The sequence below is a fragment of the Micromonospora sp. NBS 11-29 genome, assembly GCF_002140155.1.
Lineage (GTDB): Bacteria > Actinomycetota > Actinomycetes > Mycobacteriales > Micromonosporaceae > Micromonospora.
The window spans coordinates 286,932-301,523 of sequence record NZ_NAPR01000006.1 but is presented as its reverse complement, the minus strand read 5'-3'; the positions used below and the strand labels follow the sequence as shown (position 1 = coordinate 301,523).

The following is a 14,592-nucleotide window of genomic DNA, read 5'->3' as shown; positions in this document are numbered from 1 at the left end:
CGGCGCGTCTAGGCTCGCCGGGTGAGCTGGGGGCGGCGGTGGTGCGCGACGGCGCTGGCCGTGGCGTTGCTGGCGGGCGGCTGCACCGGCGGGGACGACGGCGGCTTCCGGCCGGGTGCCGCCGATGCCGGTGACCCGTACGTGCCGGGGGCGGGCAACGGCGGCTACGACGTCGGGCACTACGCGCTCGACGTCCGCTACGACCCGGCCGACGACCGGCTCACCGGCACGGCCACGCTGACCGTCACCGCCACGGCGGCACTCTCGGCGTTCCACCTCGACCTGGCCGGCCTCACCGTCGACCGGGTGCGGGTGGACGGCGCGGCGGCGCGGCACCGCCACGACGACGCGGAGCTGGTCGTCACCCCGGCGCACGGGCTGCCGGCCGGGAAACGGTTCACCGTCGAGGTGGCGTACGGCGGGGTGCCGAAGCCGTTGCCCGACGCCGAGCTGGGCGACGTCGGTTTCCACCACACCCCGGACGGCGCGATCGCGCTCGGCGAGCCGCAGTCGGCCAGCACGTGGTATCCGGTGAACGACCACCCGTCGGACAAGGCGACCTACGACGTCGCGGTCACCGTGCCGGACGGGCTCGCCGCGTTGACCAACGGCGTCCCGACCGGACGGACCAGCGCCGGTGGCCGCACCACCTGGCGCTGGTCGGAGCGCTCGCCGATGGCGAGCTACCTGACCACGCTGGTGATCGGCGACTACCGGGTCGCCACCGGCACCCACGCCGGCAAGCCGCTGGTCACCGCCGTCGCCTCGGCGTTGCCCCCGGACGGGCCGGCCGCCGCGTCGCTGGCCCGCACCGGCGAGGTCGCCGACTTCCTGGCCGCGCGCCTCGGGCCGTACCCGTTCGACGCGTACGGCGGCGTGGCGGTCGCCGACGAGCGGATCCGGTACGCGTTGGAGACCCAGACCCGCCCGGTCTACGGGCCGGCCTTCTTCGCCGGCGGTCGGCCGAACGCCGCGGTGGTCGCGCACGAACTGGCCCACCAGTGGTTCGGCGACAGCGTGTCGGTGGCCCGGTGGAGCGACATCTGGCTCAACGAGGGCTTCGCCACGTACGCGGAATGGCTGTGGGCCGAGCACGACGGCGGGCGGACCGTGGCGGGGACCGTCGCCGACCGCTACGCCGCCACCGACTGGTCGAAGCCCACCGTCGACCCGGGTCGGGCCGGGATGTTCGGCGACGCGGTCTACCAGCGGGGCGCGCTCGCGGTGCACGCGCTGCGCCGCGCGGTCGGCGACGAGACGTTCTTCCGCCTGCTGCGCGGGTGGCTGGCGCAGCGACGCGACGGCAACGCCACCACCGCGGACTTCATCGGGTACGCGGAGCGCGCCGCCGGCCGTCCGCTGCGGACGCTGTTCGACGCCTGGCTGGTCGGCGCGACGCCGCCGGCCCTGCCGTGAGCGGGGCCCGTGGCGGGACGGACCGTCTGTGACCTGGGCGTTCGGTGACGCGGGCCGGCCGTGACGCGGGTGTGACCGCCGCTCGGTAGGCTGCCGCGGGCGAAGCGGCCCGCGGGGAGGGCCGCCGAACGGGGCCCTGGAGGGGATCGAGGCGATGACGCGGCGCGGCGGACGACGACGGCTCGGGCTGCTGACCTGCGGCACGCTGCTGCTGGCCGGCTGCGGCTCGGCCGAGCCGGACCGGAGCGCCGCGACCCCCACCTCGCCCGGCCCGTCGGCCACCCGCAGCTTCGCGCCCGGCGCGGCCGGCGTCGGGGACGCCTACTTCCCGAGCTACGGCAACGGCGGCTACGACGTCGCGCACTACACGATCAAGGTGCGTTACGACCCGGACACCGACAAGCTCACCGGCACCACCACGGTCCGGGCCACCGCGACCGCCGACCTGTCGGCGTTCAACCTGGACCTGGCCGGGCTGACCGTGCGGGCGGTGACCGTGGACGGCGCCGCCGCCCGGCACTCCCGCACCGACGACGAGCTGGTCGTCACGCCGGCCACCGGGCTCACCTCCGGCAACGGCTTCGTCGCCGAGATCCGGTATGACGGGCGGCCGGAGCCGCTGCGCGTCGACGGGCTCGGCGAGGGCGGCTGGCTGCACACCACCGACGGGGCGGTCGCGCTGGGTCAGCCGCAGTCGGCGAGCACCTGGTACCCGGTCAACGACCACCCGTCGGACAAGGCCACCTACGACGTCGAGATCACCGTGCCGAAGGGGCTGACGGCGGTCGGCAACGGGGTGCCGAAGGGGCGTACGACCACCGGCGACTGGACCACCTGGCGCTGGTCGGAGAGCTCGCCGATGGCCAGCTACCTGAGCATGGTGGCGATCGGGAAGTTCCGCGTCACCACCGACGAGCACCGGGGACGGCCGGTCTGGAGCGCGGTCACCACGCAGCTCCCCGAGGGGGCGCCGGACCGCTCGATCGCCCGCACCGTCGAGGTCGCCGACTACCTGGAGAGCATCTTCGGGCCGTACCCGTTCGACGCGTACGGCGGTGTGGTGGTCGCCGACAGCCGGATCGCGTACGCGCTGGAGACGCAGAGCCGGCCGGTCTACGCGGCCAGCTTCTTCCGGCAGGGCGACAACACCGGCGTGGTCGCGCACGAACTGGCCCACCAGTGGTACGGCGACAGCGTCTCGATCCAGCGCTGGCAGGACATCTGGCTCAACGAGGGACTGGCCACGTACGCGGAGTGGCTGTGGGCGGAGCACGCCGGGAAGTCGACGGTGCAGCGCACGTTCGAGCAGAAGTACGCGGGCGCCTCCGGCCTCGTCTGGCGGACGCCACCGGGCAAGCCGGGGGTGGAGAACCTGTTCGGCGGCTCGGTCTACGACCGGGGCGGGATGACGGTGCACGCGTTGCGGGTGGCGGTGGGCGACACCGCGTTCTTCACGATCCTGCGGAGTTGGGCGGCTGAGCGGAAGGACGGCAACGCCACCACCGCGGACTTCGTGGCGCTGGCGGAGCGGGTGTCGGGGAAGAAGCTGGGCAAGTTGTTCTCCGCGTGGCTGTACGACACCGAGCGGCCACCCACCCCCAAACCCCTGTGACACACCTCAGGTCTTGACGCGCAACGCCGGGTGTGCGGCGAGGAACGCGTCGGCCCGCCCGCCGCGCAGCGCGGTGAGGAACGCGCGGCCCAGCGGCTGGAGCTGCTCGCCCCGGTACGCGCCGCCGCTGCCCACCCCGGTGCCGGGCAACCCCACGAGGGTGATCCGGTCCGCCGGCACACCGCCCAGGGCGTACGCGAAGTCGATCAGCTTCCGCCCGCCGCCGACGTACACCAGGGTCTTGCCCAGCGCGGCGACGATCTGCTCGACCCGCTGCGGGTCGCGGGCCGTGCCCTGCTCGACGAGCTTGCCGGCGAGCGCCCGGAGCAGTTGCTGCTGGTGCCGTTGCCGGGTGTAGTCGCCGCCGGCGGTGTAGCGCTGCCGCGCGTAGTCGAGCGCCTGCCAGCCGGTCAGGTGCCGGTTGCCCTTCTGGTAGACCATCTGCGGTCCGAGGTAGCCGCCGCCGCCCAACGGCCGCATCGTCCCGTCCGGGCGGCGGTGCCGGGAGGCGACCTTCTGGTCGACGTAGAGGTCCACCCCGCCGAGCGTGTCCACCAGCTTGTCGAAACCACCGAACGTGATCACCGCGCCGGCGTCGATGCGCAGCCCGGTGTAGCGGGAGACCGTGGTGCGCAACAGTTCGTACCCCTGTGCGGTGCTGGGGTGCCGCTCGTCGCCGGGGACCCGGCTGCCGTAGCTCATCGCGTGGGTGAGTTTCGTCTTCCCGCCCGGGTACCGGGCCTTCGGGTAGGCGGGGATGTCGACCACCAGGTCGCGGGGGAGCGAGAACAGGTACGCCCGGCCCAGCCCGGCGGGTACGTGCAGCACCAGCACGGCGTCGGCGTGCGGTTCCCAGCCCGGGATGCTGACCCGGGTGTCGACGCCGACGAGCATCAGGTTGAGCGGGCCGGTCAGGTCGGTGCCGGGCGGCGGCGTCGGGCTGGCGGTGGTCGGCGCCGGCGTGGGTGAGCCGGGTGCGGAGGTAGCCGGCGCGGCGGCCCGGGGCGGGGTGTCGTGCCCGACCAGCCGGGTGGCCACCACCGTCCCGCCGGCGACCAGCAGGGCCGCCACCAGGGCGGCCAGGCCCAGCAGGCGTCGTCTCGTCACGGCTCTTCCTCTCCCCGTCGGTTTCGACGCGTCCGGGGGCACCAGAGGTTGCACCGGCGGTCGAAGCGCTCTGCATGATCTGCGAAAAACGCGTGCTGGCGCCATAGCTACCCGTCGGTAATGATGCGTCCATGCGCTACGACGTGGTCGTCATCGGTTCCGGCTTCGGCGGCAGCGTCACCGCGCTCCGGCTGGCCGAGAAGGGTTACTCGGTCGGCGTCCTGGAGGCCGGCCGGCGCTTCGCCGACGAGGAGTTCCCCCGTACGTCCTGGCAGGCCCGGCGGTTCCTGTGGGCGCCGAGGCTCGGCTGCTTCGGGCTGCAACGGATCACGCTGCTCCGCTCCGCCGACCGGAAGGCCGGCGGCGCGGTGCTGGTGCTCTCCGGCGCCGGGGTGGGCGGCGGGTCGCTGGTCTACGCGAACACGCTCTACGAGCCGCTGGACGCGTTCTACGCCGACCCGCAGTGGCGGGACATCACCGACTGGCGCGACGAGCTGTCCCGCCACTACGACCAGGCGAAACGGATGCTCGGCGTCACCACGTACCCGATCGTCACCGGCGCGGACCGGGCCATGCGGGCGGTGGCCGAGCGGATGGGGGTGGCGCACACGTTCCGTCCGACGCCGGTCGGCGTGCACATCGGCCGGCCGGGGCAGCGGGTGGCGGACCCGTACTTCGGCGGCGTCGGGCCCGACCGCACCGGATGCAGCCACTGCGGCTCCTGCATGACCGGTTGCCGGCACGGCGCGAAGAACACGCTGGTCAAGAACTACCTGTGGCTGGCCGAGCGGCTCGGCGCACAGGTGCACCCGCTGACCACGGTCACCGCGGTACGCCCCGAGGAAGCCGGCGGCTACGCCGTGCACACCGAGCGCACCGGGGCCTGGCTGCGCAAGCGGCGCGCGGTCATCCACGCCGACCAGGTGGTCTTCGCGGCCGGCGCGCTCGGCACCCAACGGCTGCTGCACGAGATGAAGGCGACCGGCGCGCTGCCGGCGCTCTCCCCCCGGCTCGGCGAGCTGACCCGCACCAACTCGGAGGCCATCCTCGGCGCCTCGGTGGCGTCCGGGGCGGCCCGGCGGCGCGGGCTCGACTTCTCCGAGGGGGTGGCGATCACCAGTTCGTTCCACCCCGACGCGCAGACCCACATCGAGCCGGTCCGCTACGGCAAGGGCTCCAACGCCATGGGCCTGCTCCAGTCGCTGCTGGTCGACGGCGGGCCGCACCGGGTCCGGCGCTGGCTGGGCAGCATCGTCCGCCAGCCGGGGCTGGCCGCGCGGATGCTGTCCGTCCGAGGCTGGTCCGAACGCACCGTCATCGCGCTGGTCATGCAGTCGGTCGACAACTCGCTGACCACCCGCTGGCGGGGTCGCCGGCTGGTCTCCGGCCCCGGTCACGGCGCGGCGAACCCGACCTGGATCCCGGCCGGCAACGAGGCGGTCCGGCTGCTGGCCGAGGAGATCGACGGTACGCCGGGCGGCGCGGTCACCGAGCCGTTCGACATCCCGATGACCGCGCACATCCTCGGCGGCGCGGTGATCGGCGCGACCCCGGCCGACGGGGTGATCGACCCCTGGCACCGGGTGTACGGCCACCCGGGGCTGCACGTGGTCGACGGCGCGGCGGTCTCGGCGAACCTGGGCGTCAACCCGTCGCTGACGATCACCGCGCAGGCGGAGCGGGCCATGTCGTTCTGGCCCAACAAGGGCGAGGCGGACCCGCGTCCGGCGCCTGGCTCGGCGTACCTCCGCGTCGCCCCGGTGCCGCCGCGCACGCCGGCGGTCCCGGCGCACGCTCCCGCCGCTCTGCGGTGGAAGGAGGGGCCCCCTTTTAACGCTTCCGGTAGAGGCGGGGCCCCTTCTTAACACCTGGCGGGCGCGACACCGCCGGGGTGCGTCCACGGCGTCGGTGACTGTCGGTAGGCTTTGCGCACATGAGCACGCCTCGCCCCGTCCTCGTGGTGGACTTCGGAGCCCAGTACGCCCAGCTCATCGCGCGCCGCGTCCGCGAGGCGAAGGTCTACTCGGAGATCGTCCCGCATTCCATGCCGGTGTCCGAGATGCTGGCGAAGGACCCGGCCGCGATCATCCTGTCCGGCGGACCGTCCAGCGTCTACGCCCCGGGCGCACCGCAGATCGACGCCGGGATGTTCGACGCGGACGTGCCGGTCTTCGGCATCTGCTACGGCTTCCAGGCGATGGCGCAGGCGCTCGGCGGCACGGTCTCCCGCACCGGCAACCGTGAGTACGGCGGCACCCCGCTGCGCCCGCGCCTGACCGAGCCCGGTGTGCTGCTGCGCGACCTGCCGGCCGACCTGCCGGTCTGGATGAGCCACGGCGACTGCGTCACCGAGGCGCCGGCCGGCTTCACGGTGACCGCCGAGTCGGCGGGCGCGCCGGTGGCCGCGTTCGAGGACCTGGCCGGTCGCCGGGCCGGCGTGCAGTTCCACCCCGAGGTGGGGCACACCGCGCACGGGCAGGAGATGCTGACCCGCTTCCTCTACGACATCGCCGGCGTCGCGCCGACCTGGACGGCCGAGAACATCATCGACGAGCAGGTCGCCCGGATCCGCGAGCAGGTCGGCGACAAGGAGGTCATCTGCGGCCTGAGCGGCGGCGTCGACTCGGCGGTCGCCGCGGCGCTGGTGCACCGGGCGGTGGGCGACCAGCTCACCTGCGTCTTCGTCGACCACGGGCTGCTGCGGGCCGGTGAGGCCGAGCAGGTGGAGAAGGACTATGTCGCCGCCACCGGCATCAAGCTGAAGGTGGTCGACGCGCGGGAGCGGTTCCTCGGCGCGCTCGCCGGGGTGACCGATCCGGAACAGAAGCGCAAGATCATCGGCCGTGAGTTCATCCGGGTCTTCGAGGCCGCCGCCCGCGAGATCGCCGCGCACGGCGACGTCGAGTTCCTGGTGCAGGGCACCCTCTACCCGGACGTGGTGGAGTCCGGCGGCGGCACCGGCACCGCCAACATCAAGAGCCACCACAACGTCGGCGGGCTGCCCGAGGATTTGAAGTTCGCCCTGGTCGAGCCGCTGCGTACGCTCTTCAAGGACGAGGTCCGCACGATCGGCCTGGAGCTGGGCCTGCCCGAGGCGATGGTGTGGCGGCACCCGTTCCCCGGCCCGGGCCTGGCCATCCGGATCATCGGCGCGGTCGACGAGGAGCGCCTCGCCGTGCTCCGCAGGGCCGACCTGATCGCCCGGCAGGAGTTGACCGCGGCCGGCCTGGACCGGGGGGTCTGGCAGTTCCCGGTGGTGCTGCTGGCCGACGTCCGCAGCGTCGGTGTGCAGGGCGACGGACGCACCTACGGTCACCCGGTCGTGCTGCGCCCGGTCTCCAGCGAGGACGCGATGACCGCCGACTGGTCCCGGCTGCCCTACGACGTGGTGGCCCGGATCTCCACCCGGATCACCAACGAGGTCGCCGAGGTCAACCGCGTGGTCCTGGACGTGACCAGCAAGCCGCCGGGCACCATCGAGTGGGAGTGACGCCGGTTCACGCGGCCGGCGGCGGCCCGGCCTCCGGCCGAGGCGACGCCCCGGGCCCGGCCGGCGGCACCGGCGGCCAGCCGGGCGCGGTGCCCGGCGGGTGCGGCCAGGCGGGCGCGCCGGCCGGCTCCTCGGGCATCAGGAACCACATGATCGGGTACGCGAGCGCGGCCAGCCCGCCGGTGAGCACCGCGGCCGTCGCGAAGGCGATCCGGACCAGTGTGGGGTCGACGGCGAAGTAGCGGCCGAGCCCGCTGGCCACCCCGGCGATCATACGGTCGCTGACCGGCCGGCGGAGCTGCTTGTAGGGCACCTGGGAGGGGTTCGTGTAGGTCATGGCTCCACGGTCGCGCGCCGAGCGGCGGACGACCTCGGTGACCGCCCGGACACCTACCCTGATCCATCCCTGAGGCACCAGCCGAGAGTCAGGAATCCGACTCTTTTCGATGCCGGTAACCCGGCCCGGGGAGAATTCAGTCCCGTGACCATCTCGCTGGAGCCGCTGCGCAGGATCGCGGCATACGCAGTTTGTGCTGATTCAGACGGCCGAGTGTTGCTGGTCCGCGCATCGGAGCGCTCCGGCACCCCCGGCATCTGGTCGCTGCCCGGAGGGGCGGTCGACCACGGTGAGGACCCCAAGCACACCGTCGTCCGGGAGACCGCCGCCGAGACCGGGCTCTCGGTCGCCGTCGCCGGCCTCCAGGACGTGCTCGCCGACATGCGGGCGCTGCCCGAGCGGCGCATCACGATCCACACCGACCGCCTGCTCTACACCGTGTCGGTCCGGGGCGGGACGCTCACCGAGCGGGTCGACCGCCCGACCGACCTGGCCCGCTGGTTCACCCTCGACGAGGCCCGGGAGCTGCCGCTGCGGTCGTTCACCGCGCGGGCGCTGGGCCTGCCCACCTCCAGCGACGACGTCGTACCGGAGGAGGTCCCCGAGTTCCCCTCGTTCTACGCCGTCCCCGGCCCGGACGGGCTGCACCGGGCGCAGCGCTTCGCCGCGTACGCGGTGGTCACCGACCCGGAGGAGCGGGTGCTGCTGACCCGCGTCTCGGACGGCTACCCCGGCGCCGGCTGCTGGCACCTGCCCGGCGGCGGCACCGACTACGGCGAGCAGCCGGCCGCGGCGCTGATCCGGGAGTTGGTCGAGGAGACCGGGCAGACCGGTCGGCTGGTCGAGCTGCTCGGGGTGGCCAGCCACCGCGACGCCGCCTCGCTCGGCCCGGAGGGCTACCCGATCGACTGGCACGGCGTCCGAGCGTTCTACCGGGTGGTCGTCGACCAGCCGGCCCCGCCCACCGTGGCGGACGTCGGTGGCTCCACCTGCGAGGCCCGCTGGTTCCGCCGCGACGAACTCGGCGCCCTCCCCACCGACCGCCTCACCGAGGTCACCGCCGAAGCCGTCCAGGCCGCCCACCTCCTCTAACCCCACTCACCCACCCACCCCCCACGCTTCGCCTCGTTGACCATGAGGTTGACGGGACGAAACAGCCGTCCCGGTGCCGCTAACCTCATGATCGACGGGGTGAGGGCGGTCAGGGGGAGGGTGCGTGGAGCTGCGACGGGGGGTTGGGGTTCATGGGGTACTGCGGGACTCCGGTGGGCGGGTGCTGTTGGGACGGGGAGCGGGCGGGGGGCCGTACCCGGGGGTGTGGCAGTTGCCCGGCGGCGGGATCGCGCACGCGGAGCATCCGGCGGACGCCGTGGTCCGGCTGTTCGCCGCGGAGACCGGGCTGAGGGTGGCGGTCGGCCCGGTCCGCGCCGCGATCGCCGACGTGGCCGTGCGCCGCGCCGAGGATGTCGCGCTGCACACCGACCGGCTCGTCTTCGAGGTCGAGGTCCGGGGCGGGCGGCTGCGACCCGAGCCGGGCGGCGGCGACGTGGTCGAGGCGAGGGGCGGGCGGCTGCGACCCGAGCCGGGCGGCGGCGGCGACGCGCTGGAGTGGTGCACCGCCGAGGAGGCGGCGGCCCGGCCACTGCTGCCGTTCACCGCCGAACTGCTCGGCCTGCCCGTGGTGCCCCTGCCGGCCGACCTGCCCCGGGTCCTGCCCGCCGCGCCGGCCGGCCCGGCCGTCGACCGGCGGCAGCGTTTCGCGGCGTACGGGCTGGTCACCGATCCGTCGGGCCGGGTGCTGCTCACCATGATCGCCGACGGCTACCCGGGCGCCGGCCGTTGGCACCTGCCCGGCGGCGGCACCGACCACGGCGAACAGCCGGCGGCGGGCCTGCTCCGCGAGCTGGTCGAGGAGGCCGGCCAGGTGGGTCGGGTGGTGGACCTGCTGGCCGTGGACAATCTGCACAACCCCGCCGCGCTCGGCCCGGAGGGCCGCCCGTTGGACTGGCACGGCGTGCGGGTGATCTACCGGGTACGCGTGGACGCGCCGACCGACGCGGTGGTCACCGAGCTGGCCGGCGGGTCCACGGCGCGGGCGGCCTGGTTCGTGCCGGAGCAGGTCACGGGCCTGCCGATGACCGATGTGGCGGCGCGGGCGACCGGGTGGAACGTGAGCTGAACCGCTCACCGAGCCGACCTGGGCCGCCTCCGGTACAGTCGGGAGTTGGGACTGGTCGACGAAAAAGGGCGATGAAGCCCGAGATGGGAATAAGTGAGCGGTTCGCCCGGTTGAGCAAGATATAAGTACCGCCGGCAGCTATCGCCAAGTCCCAGTTCCCTGTGCAATGGTGTACTCCGCAAATGGGCTGCCGGGCCCGAAAGGTCCGGCACGAGACAGCCGGACACCCGCCCCGACGTGGGCGGCCAGTCGATCCGGTGATGGAGGAAACGTGCCGAGAGCCCCATGGCGCCGGCGTCGTACGACTGACAGTCCGCGCCCCGCAGGGCGTCGCTGGGCGGGCCGGTTGCGCCGCAGCAGCACATTCGCCCGCCAGGTGCTGCTGGTCCGGGTGGGCCGCCGGGACGGCCTGGCCGTACCGGGGACCGACCGGATCACCCCCGACCACCGCTACGCCGACCGCCAGCGGCTCCGCTACGGCCGGCTCGACGCCGACGTCGAGGCGGTCCGGCCGATCAGCCCGGCGCTCGCCCCGACCACACCGGTCGACGAGTCCCCGGCGATGTCGATCCCGCTGCTGCCGGGTGACCGCACCGTCGGCCGTCGCGCCAAGTTCGCGCTGGTCAACGCGTGCACGCTGAGCAGCCTCATGCTCGGCATGCTGGCCATCTTCCTGGCCATGCGCGGCGACGTGCGGCTCGCCGCGATCTGCCTGATCGCGTGCGTCGCGTTCGACGGCCTCGACGGGGCCCTGGCCCGCAAGCTCGGCGTGGCCAGCCCGTTCGGCGCGCAGATGGACTCACTGGCCGACATGTGCTCGTTCGGCCTCGCCGCGCCGGTGGTGGTCTACGCCTCACTGGCCGGTGCGGTGCCCCCGGCGGCCGCCGCGGTCGCCTGCGCCCTGGTCGCGGCCTGCGCGGCCGTCCGGCTCGCCCGGTTCAACGTCTCGCCGAAGGACGGCCGCTTCTTCTGCGGCGTGCCGACCACGATGGCGGCGGCGGTGCTCGCCCTCACCGTGGCGATCGGGGTGCCGGTGCCCGGCCTGGTCATGGTCGCCGGCGTGGCGCTGCTCGCCTTCGCCATGGTGTCGAGCTTCCCCTACGCCAAGCTCGCCCGGCTGCTGAAGCTGCCGCCGTGGCTGTGGCTGGCCCCGGTGGTCGGCGCGCTCGTCGACATCCGGCTCACCTTCGCCTTCGTGGTGGTGGGCTACCTGGTCAGCGGCCCGCTGCTCTGGCTGCACCAGCGTCGGGCCGCCTGACCCACCCGACCCGTACGACAGAAGGGGCGCCGCGACCAGCGGCGCCCCTTCTCGCGTCTGCGGTGTCAGCGCCAGCGGGCGATGACGGTCGACCCGCCGATCACCTTGTCGCCGGGGCCGACCAGCGGATCCGCGGCCTCGGCCGGCAGGTAGACGTCGGTCCGGGAGCCGAACCGGATCAGGCCGAACCGTTCGCCCCTGGCCAACAGTGAGCCGACCGGCGCACGCTGCACGATCCGGCGGGCGATCAGCCCGGTGCGCTGGGCCACGACGACCGTGCCGTGGTCGGTGTCCAACACCGTGTACGCCGCCACGTTGTGCTCGGCGTCCGGCTTCATCGCGTTGACGAAGCCGCCGTCGGCGACGAAGTAGTCGATCACCTTGCCCGCCACCGGGGAACGGTTGACGTGCACGTCCAGCACCGACAGGAAGACCGCGACCCGCAGCCACTCGCCGTCACCGAAGCGCTCGTCCTGCATCCGCTGCACGGAGAGGACCCGACCGTCCGCGGAGGCGACCACGGCCGACGGATCCTCCGGGACGTCGCGCTCCGGGTCGCGGAAGAACGCCGCCACCGGCGCGGCGGCCAGCGCCGGGAGCAGCCAGAGCCGGGACTTCGGCCGGGCGGCGCGGGTCAGGGCGGCCAGGCCGAGCGTGATGCCGGCGGCGGCCACCCCGTTGGAGTCGATGTGCATCTGCCGGCTCAACGGCACGCTCGACGGCCGGTACGCCGGCGACAGCGAGGTCGCCAGCGCGGCCGGGGCCGGCGTGAACCGTAGGTGGTGCACGCGGACCGGCGGGGAGTTGCGCAGCACCAGGTCCGTGCGGACGCCGTGCAGCACGCCCTGCCGGTCCAGCTCGCCACCGGCGCCCTCGGTGCGGAACAGCGGTGCGGCGACGCTCAGCACCGCCCCGTCGGCCAGGTACTTCGACAGGCCGTCGATCGCGGCGCGAGCATCCTCGGCGGTGCCGGTGAACGGCTCGGCGACGACCACCGCCGCGGCGACGTCCGCCTCGGCGAGCGTGTCGACCACGCGTACCCGGTCGGCGACCCAGCGGCCCTGGGCCGTGACGTGCGCGCGCAGCGCCCCCGCCGCGGCGCCCTCGGCCGGCGTCACCACCAGCCGGTCGCCCGGCAGCAGCGCCTCGATCGCCGAGGCCAGCACCGCGGACTCCGGGGTCGCGCCGACCAGCAGGCCGGTCTTCGGGTCGTTACGCCGGGCGAACTCGCTGACGAGCGTGCGGGCGGCGCGCTCGCCGAGGCGGACCGCACCGGACGGGCCGGTGACGCGCACGGCGGGGGACTGGGTCATCTCGGACGGGCTCCTGACGCGGTAGAGACGGACGGGACCGCACCGGCGACGCGACCGGTCGGCCGGGATCGCCGGGCGCGGGCCGGGACAGGCTCGGGCCGGCCGGCGGCGGCGCGATCTCCGCGACCAGCATATGCGGCGTTTCCGCCTGGCCGCACCGGTGCGGTCAGGCCGGCGGCTCCCCGGGGGTACGCCGGCCGGCCGGTGACTCGCCGGCCTCCGGATCGACCGGCGGCAGCTCGCGGGTGACGGGCCCGGACCGGCTCCCGGGTTCGATGGTGGACAAACCCACGGTGGTCGGGTCGGTCGGCGTCCATCGTGGCTCGTGGTCGTCGGGGTCCTCCCGCGCCGGCGTCGGCACGTCGGTCACCGCGTCGGTGGCCCACTCGTCGGCCTCGCCGGGGGGCGCGACGTCGCCGATCGGCGTCCCGTCCCGGTACGGCGCGGTGACCGTCGCCTCCGATCCGTGCGGTCGCCCGTCCGGCGTCGGCTGCCCGGCCTGTGCCGGCTGCCCGGCCTGTGCCGGCTGGTCGGCCGGCGCCGGCTGATCGGGCTGCGCCGGCTGATCGGGCTGCGTCGGCTGGTCGGGTCGTACCGGCTGGTCCGGGGCGCGACCCGAGCGCAGCGCGCCGACCAGCCCGAGCACGCCGATCAGCACCAGCCCGCCGGCCAGGAACCAGCCGACCGGAGGGACCGCGAGCCCGAGGATCCGAGCCGCCAGCCACCAGACGGCCAGCCCGAGGAAGATCAGCGCGAAGGTCAACGACACCAGGTCCGTACGGTGGGCCTTCACCGGGTCACCTCCAGATTTCCGGCGTTGACGTGGACGTAGAGGCGGAGTGTGCCGCCGCCCGGGCCGTCCGGGCCGGAGTCGGTGCTCTCCCAGAGACGACCGTTGAGCCCGCCGGTGCGCCGGCCGAAGACGGAGGCGTCACCGGCGTTGACGTCGGCCACCGTGGTCACGTCGACGTTCGGCGGCACGACCACGGTGACCGTGCCGAAGTTGACCGCGACGGTCACCTGCACGTCCTGCTTGTCGAAGTCGATGGCGCGCAGGTCGAGCACCGCGTCACCGAAGTTGTTCTCGTACCGGTCGGCCAGGTCGCGACGGTCGGCGGGCGCCCAGGTGACGTTGCCGTCGATGCCCCGGACCCGGTCGTAGGACTCGGCGACGGTGGCCACGCCGAGCGCCGCCGCAGTCACCAGACCGAGAGCGATCAGCCAGCGGGCCCGGCCGAACCAGGTGCCCACGAGCAGCCCGAGACCGATGGTGGCCAGCGCCGCGGCGAAGTAGCCGGCCGCGCCGACCGGGAACACGTCGAGGAGGTCGAGCGTGGCCACCAGACCCAGCGCCAGGAAGATCAGCGAGAAGGTGATCGCGCCGAGCGGGGAACGTTCCTTCGGCCGCTTCGGCGGCCGTGGCGGCCGGACCGGCGCGGGGGCGGGGCGGGACCCGGCGTACGGGCCGTGCGGCGCGAACGGCGGGCGGTAGCCACCCGGCGGCAGCGGGGCACCCGCTGGAGTCGATGGCGGCGTGGCCGGCNGGGCCAGGCCGACGCGCCGCCGGACGACGGCCAGCCGCCGGTGTCGCCGGCCGAGGGCATCGCGGCGGTCGCCGGCCCGGGCCGGACCGGTCCGGTCTCGGGCCCGCCGGGCCAGCTCGGGGCGGACAGCGGCGTGGTCGGATAGCCGGCGTCGGGCCAGGCGGGCGGCGTGACCGGGTAGCCGGGCTCGGGCCAGGCGGCCGGCGTGACCGGATAGCCGGGCTCGGGGCGGGTGGGCGGCGTGACCGGGTAGCCGGGCTCGGGCCACGCGGCCGGTGGTGGCGGGTAGCCGGAGTCGGCAGTGGGCCCGGACCCGGCTCCGGTCGTGGGTGGCCC

10 protein-coding genes and 2 pseudogenes are annotated in these 14,592 nt (G+C 74.4%); 7 read left to right on the top strand and 5 right to left on the bottom strand.

Going from position 1 to position 14,592, the window contains the following annotated elements; all coding sequences use genetic code 11:
* Positions 1-21 precede the first annotated feature (21 nt).
* Together B1205_RS09045 and B1205_RS09040 are read left to right on the top strand one after the other, a co-directional pair.
* Positions 22-1,416, top strand: coding sequence for a M1 family metallopeptidase (locus tag B1205_RS09045; RefSeq protein WP_089155191.1), 1,395 nt, complete (start codon positions 22-24; stop codon positions 1,414-1,416).
* A gap of 154 nt (positions 1,417-1,570) precedes the next feature.
* Positions 1,571-3,028, top strand: coding sequence for a M1 family metallopeptidase (locus tag B1205_RS09040; RefSeq protein ID WP_089155190.1), 1,458 nt, complete (start codon positions 1,571-1,573; stop codon positions 3,026-3,028).
* A gap of 6 nt (positions 3,029-3,034) precedes the next feature.
* On the opposite strand, the gene B1205_RS09035 is transcribed toward B1205_RS09040, so the two are convergent.
* Positions 3,035-4,135: an LCP family protein gene (locus tag B1205_RS09035; RefSeq protein WP_089155189.1), complete on the bottom strand. Its 1,101-nt coding sequence runs from the start codon at positions 4,133-4,135 to the stop codon at positions 3,035-3,037.
* Between the two features lie 131 nt (positions 4,136-4,266).
* Between B1205_RS09035 and B1205_RS09030 the strand changes: the two genes are divergently transcribed.
* Both B1205_RS09030 and guaA read left to right on the top strand, forming a co-directional pair.
* Entirely contained in the window at positions 4,267-6,000 is a 1,734-nt protein-coding gene (locus B1205_RS09030) for an FAD-dependent oxidoreductase (protein ID WP_089155188.1), read from the top strand.
* Between the two features lie 68 nt (positions 6,001-6,068).
* The gene (guaA, locus tag B1205_RS09025; RefSeq protein WP_089155187.1) at positions 6,069-7,625 is read left to right on the top strand and encodes a glutamine-hydrolyzing GMP synthase; all 1,557 of its coding nucleotides are present in this window, start codon (positions 6,069-6,071) and stop codon (positions 7,623-7,625) included.
* A 7-nt stretch (positions 7,626-7,632) separates the two neighbouring features.
* Here the strand turns inward: guaA and B1205_RS09020 are convergent, their stop codons facing one another.
* Positions 7,633-7,962 (bottom strand): PspC domain-containing protein, encoded by a 330-nt coding sequence (locus tag B1205_RS09020; RefSeq protein WP_089155186.1) that lies wholly within the window; start codon positions 7,960-7,962, stop codon positions 7,633-7,635.
* 144 nt (positions 7,963-8,106) lie between these two features.
* Between B1205_RS09020 and B1205_RS09015 the strand changes: the two genes are divergently transcribed.
* The 3 genes from B1205_RS09015 to B1205_RS09005 all read left to right on the top strand — a co-directional run bounded on the left by B1205_RS09015 (position 8,107) and on the right by B1205_RS09005 (position 11,399).
* Positions 8,107-9,054: an NUDIX hydrolase gene (locus B1205_RS09015; protein ID WP_089155185.1), complete on the top strand. Its 948-nt coding sequence runs from the start codon at positions 8,107-8,109 to the stop codon at positions 9,052-9,054.
* A gap of 124 nt (positions 9,055-9,178) precedes the next feature.
* On the top strand, positions 9,179-10,141 hold the full coding sequence (locus tag B1205_RS09010; RefSeq protein WP_089155184.1) for an NUDIX hydrolase: 963 nt from the start codon (positions 9,179-9,181) through the stop codon (positions 10,139-10,141).
* A gap of 346 nt (positions 10,142-10,487) precedes the next feature.
* On the top strand, positions 10,488-11,399 hold the full coding sequence (locus B1205_RS09005; RefSeq protein WP_089155183.1) for a CDP-alcohol phosphatidyltransferase family protein: 912 nt from the start codon (positions 10,488-10,490) through the stop codon (positions 11,397-11,399).
* Between the two features lie 65 nt (positions 11,400-11,464).
* Here B1205_RS09005 and B1205_RS09000 read toward each other — a convergent pair whose 3' ends face one another.
* The 3 genes and pseudogenes from B1205_RS09000 to B1205_RS08990 form a co-directional block, all read right to left on the bottom strand.
* Entirely contained in the window at positions 11,465-12,712 is a 1,248-nt protein-coding gene (locus tag B1205_RS09000; protein WP_089155182.1) for a phosphatidylserine decarboxylase, read from the bottom strand.
* Positions 12,713-13,322: 610 nt separating this feature from the next.
* Positions 13,323-13,505 (bottom strand): annotated as a pseudogene (locus B1205_RS33325) (hypothetical protein); the annotation flags it as partial.
* A pseudogene (locus B1205_RS08990) lies at positions 13,502-14,592 on the bottom strand (LiaF domain-containing protein); the annotation flags it as partial. The pseudogenes B1205_RS33325 and B1205_RS08990, both read right to left, overlap by 4 nt.

Excerpts from the sequence above, each read along its gene's own strand:
- B1205_RS09040 (WP_089155190.1), top strand. The coding sequence starts at position 1,571 with ATGACGCGGCGCGGCGGACGACGACGGCTCGGGCTGCTGACCTGCGGC.
- B1205_RS09030 (WP_089155188.1), top strand. The coding sequence starts at position 4,267 with ATGCGCTACGACGTGGTCGTCATCGGTTCCGGCTTCGGCGGCAGCGTC.
- guaA (WP_089155187.1), top strand. The coding sequence starts at position 6,069 with ATGAGCACGCCTCGCCCCGTCCTCGTGGTGGACTTCGGAGCCCAGTAC.
- B1205_RS09020 (WP_089155186.1), bottom strand. The coding sequence starts at position 7,962 with ATGACCTACACGAACCCCTCCCAGGTGCCCTACAAGCAGCTCCGCCGG.
- B1205_RS09000 (WP_089155182.1), bottom strand. The coding sequence starts at position 12,712 with ATGACCCAGTCCCCCGCCGTGCGCGTCACCGGCCCGTCCGGTGCGGTC.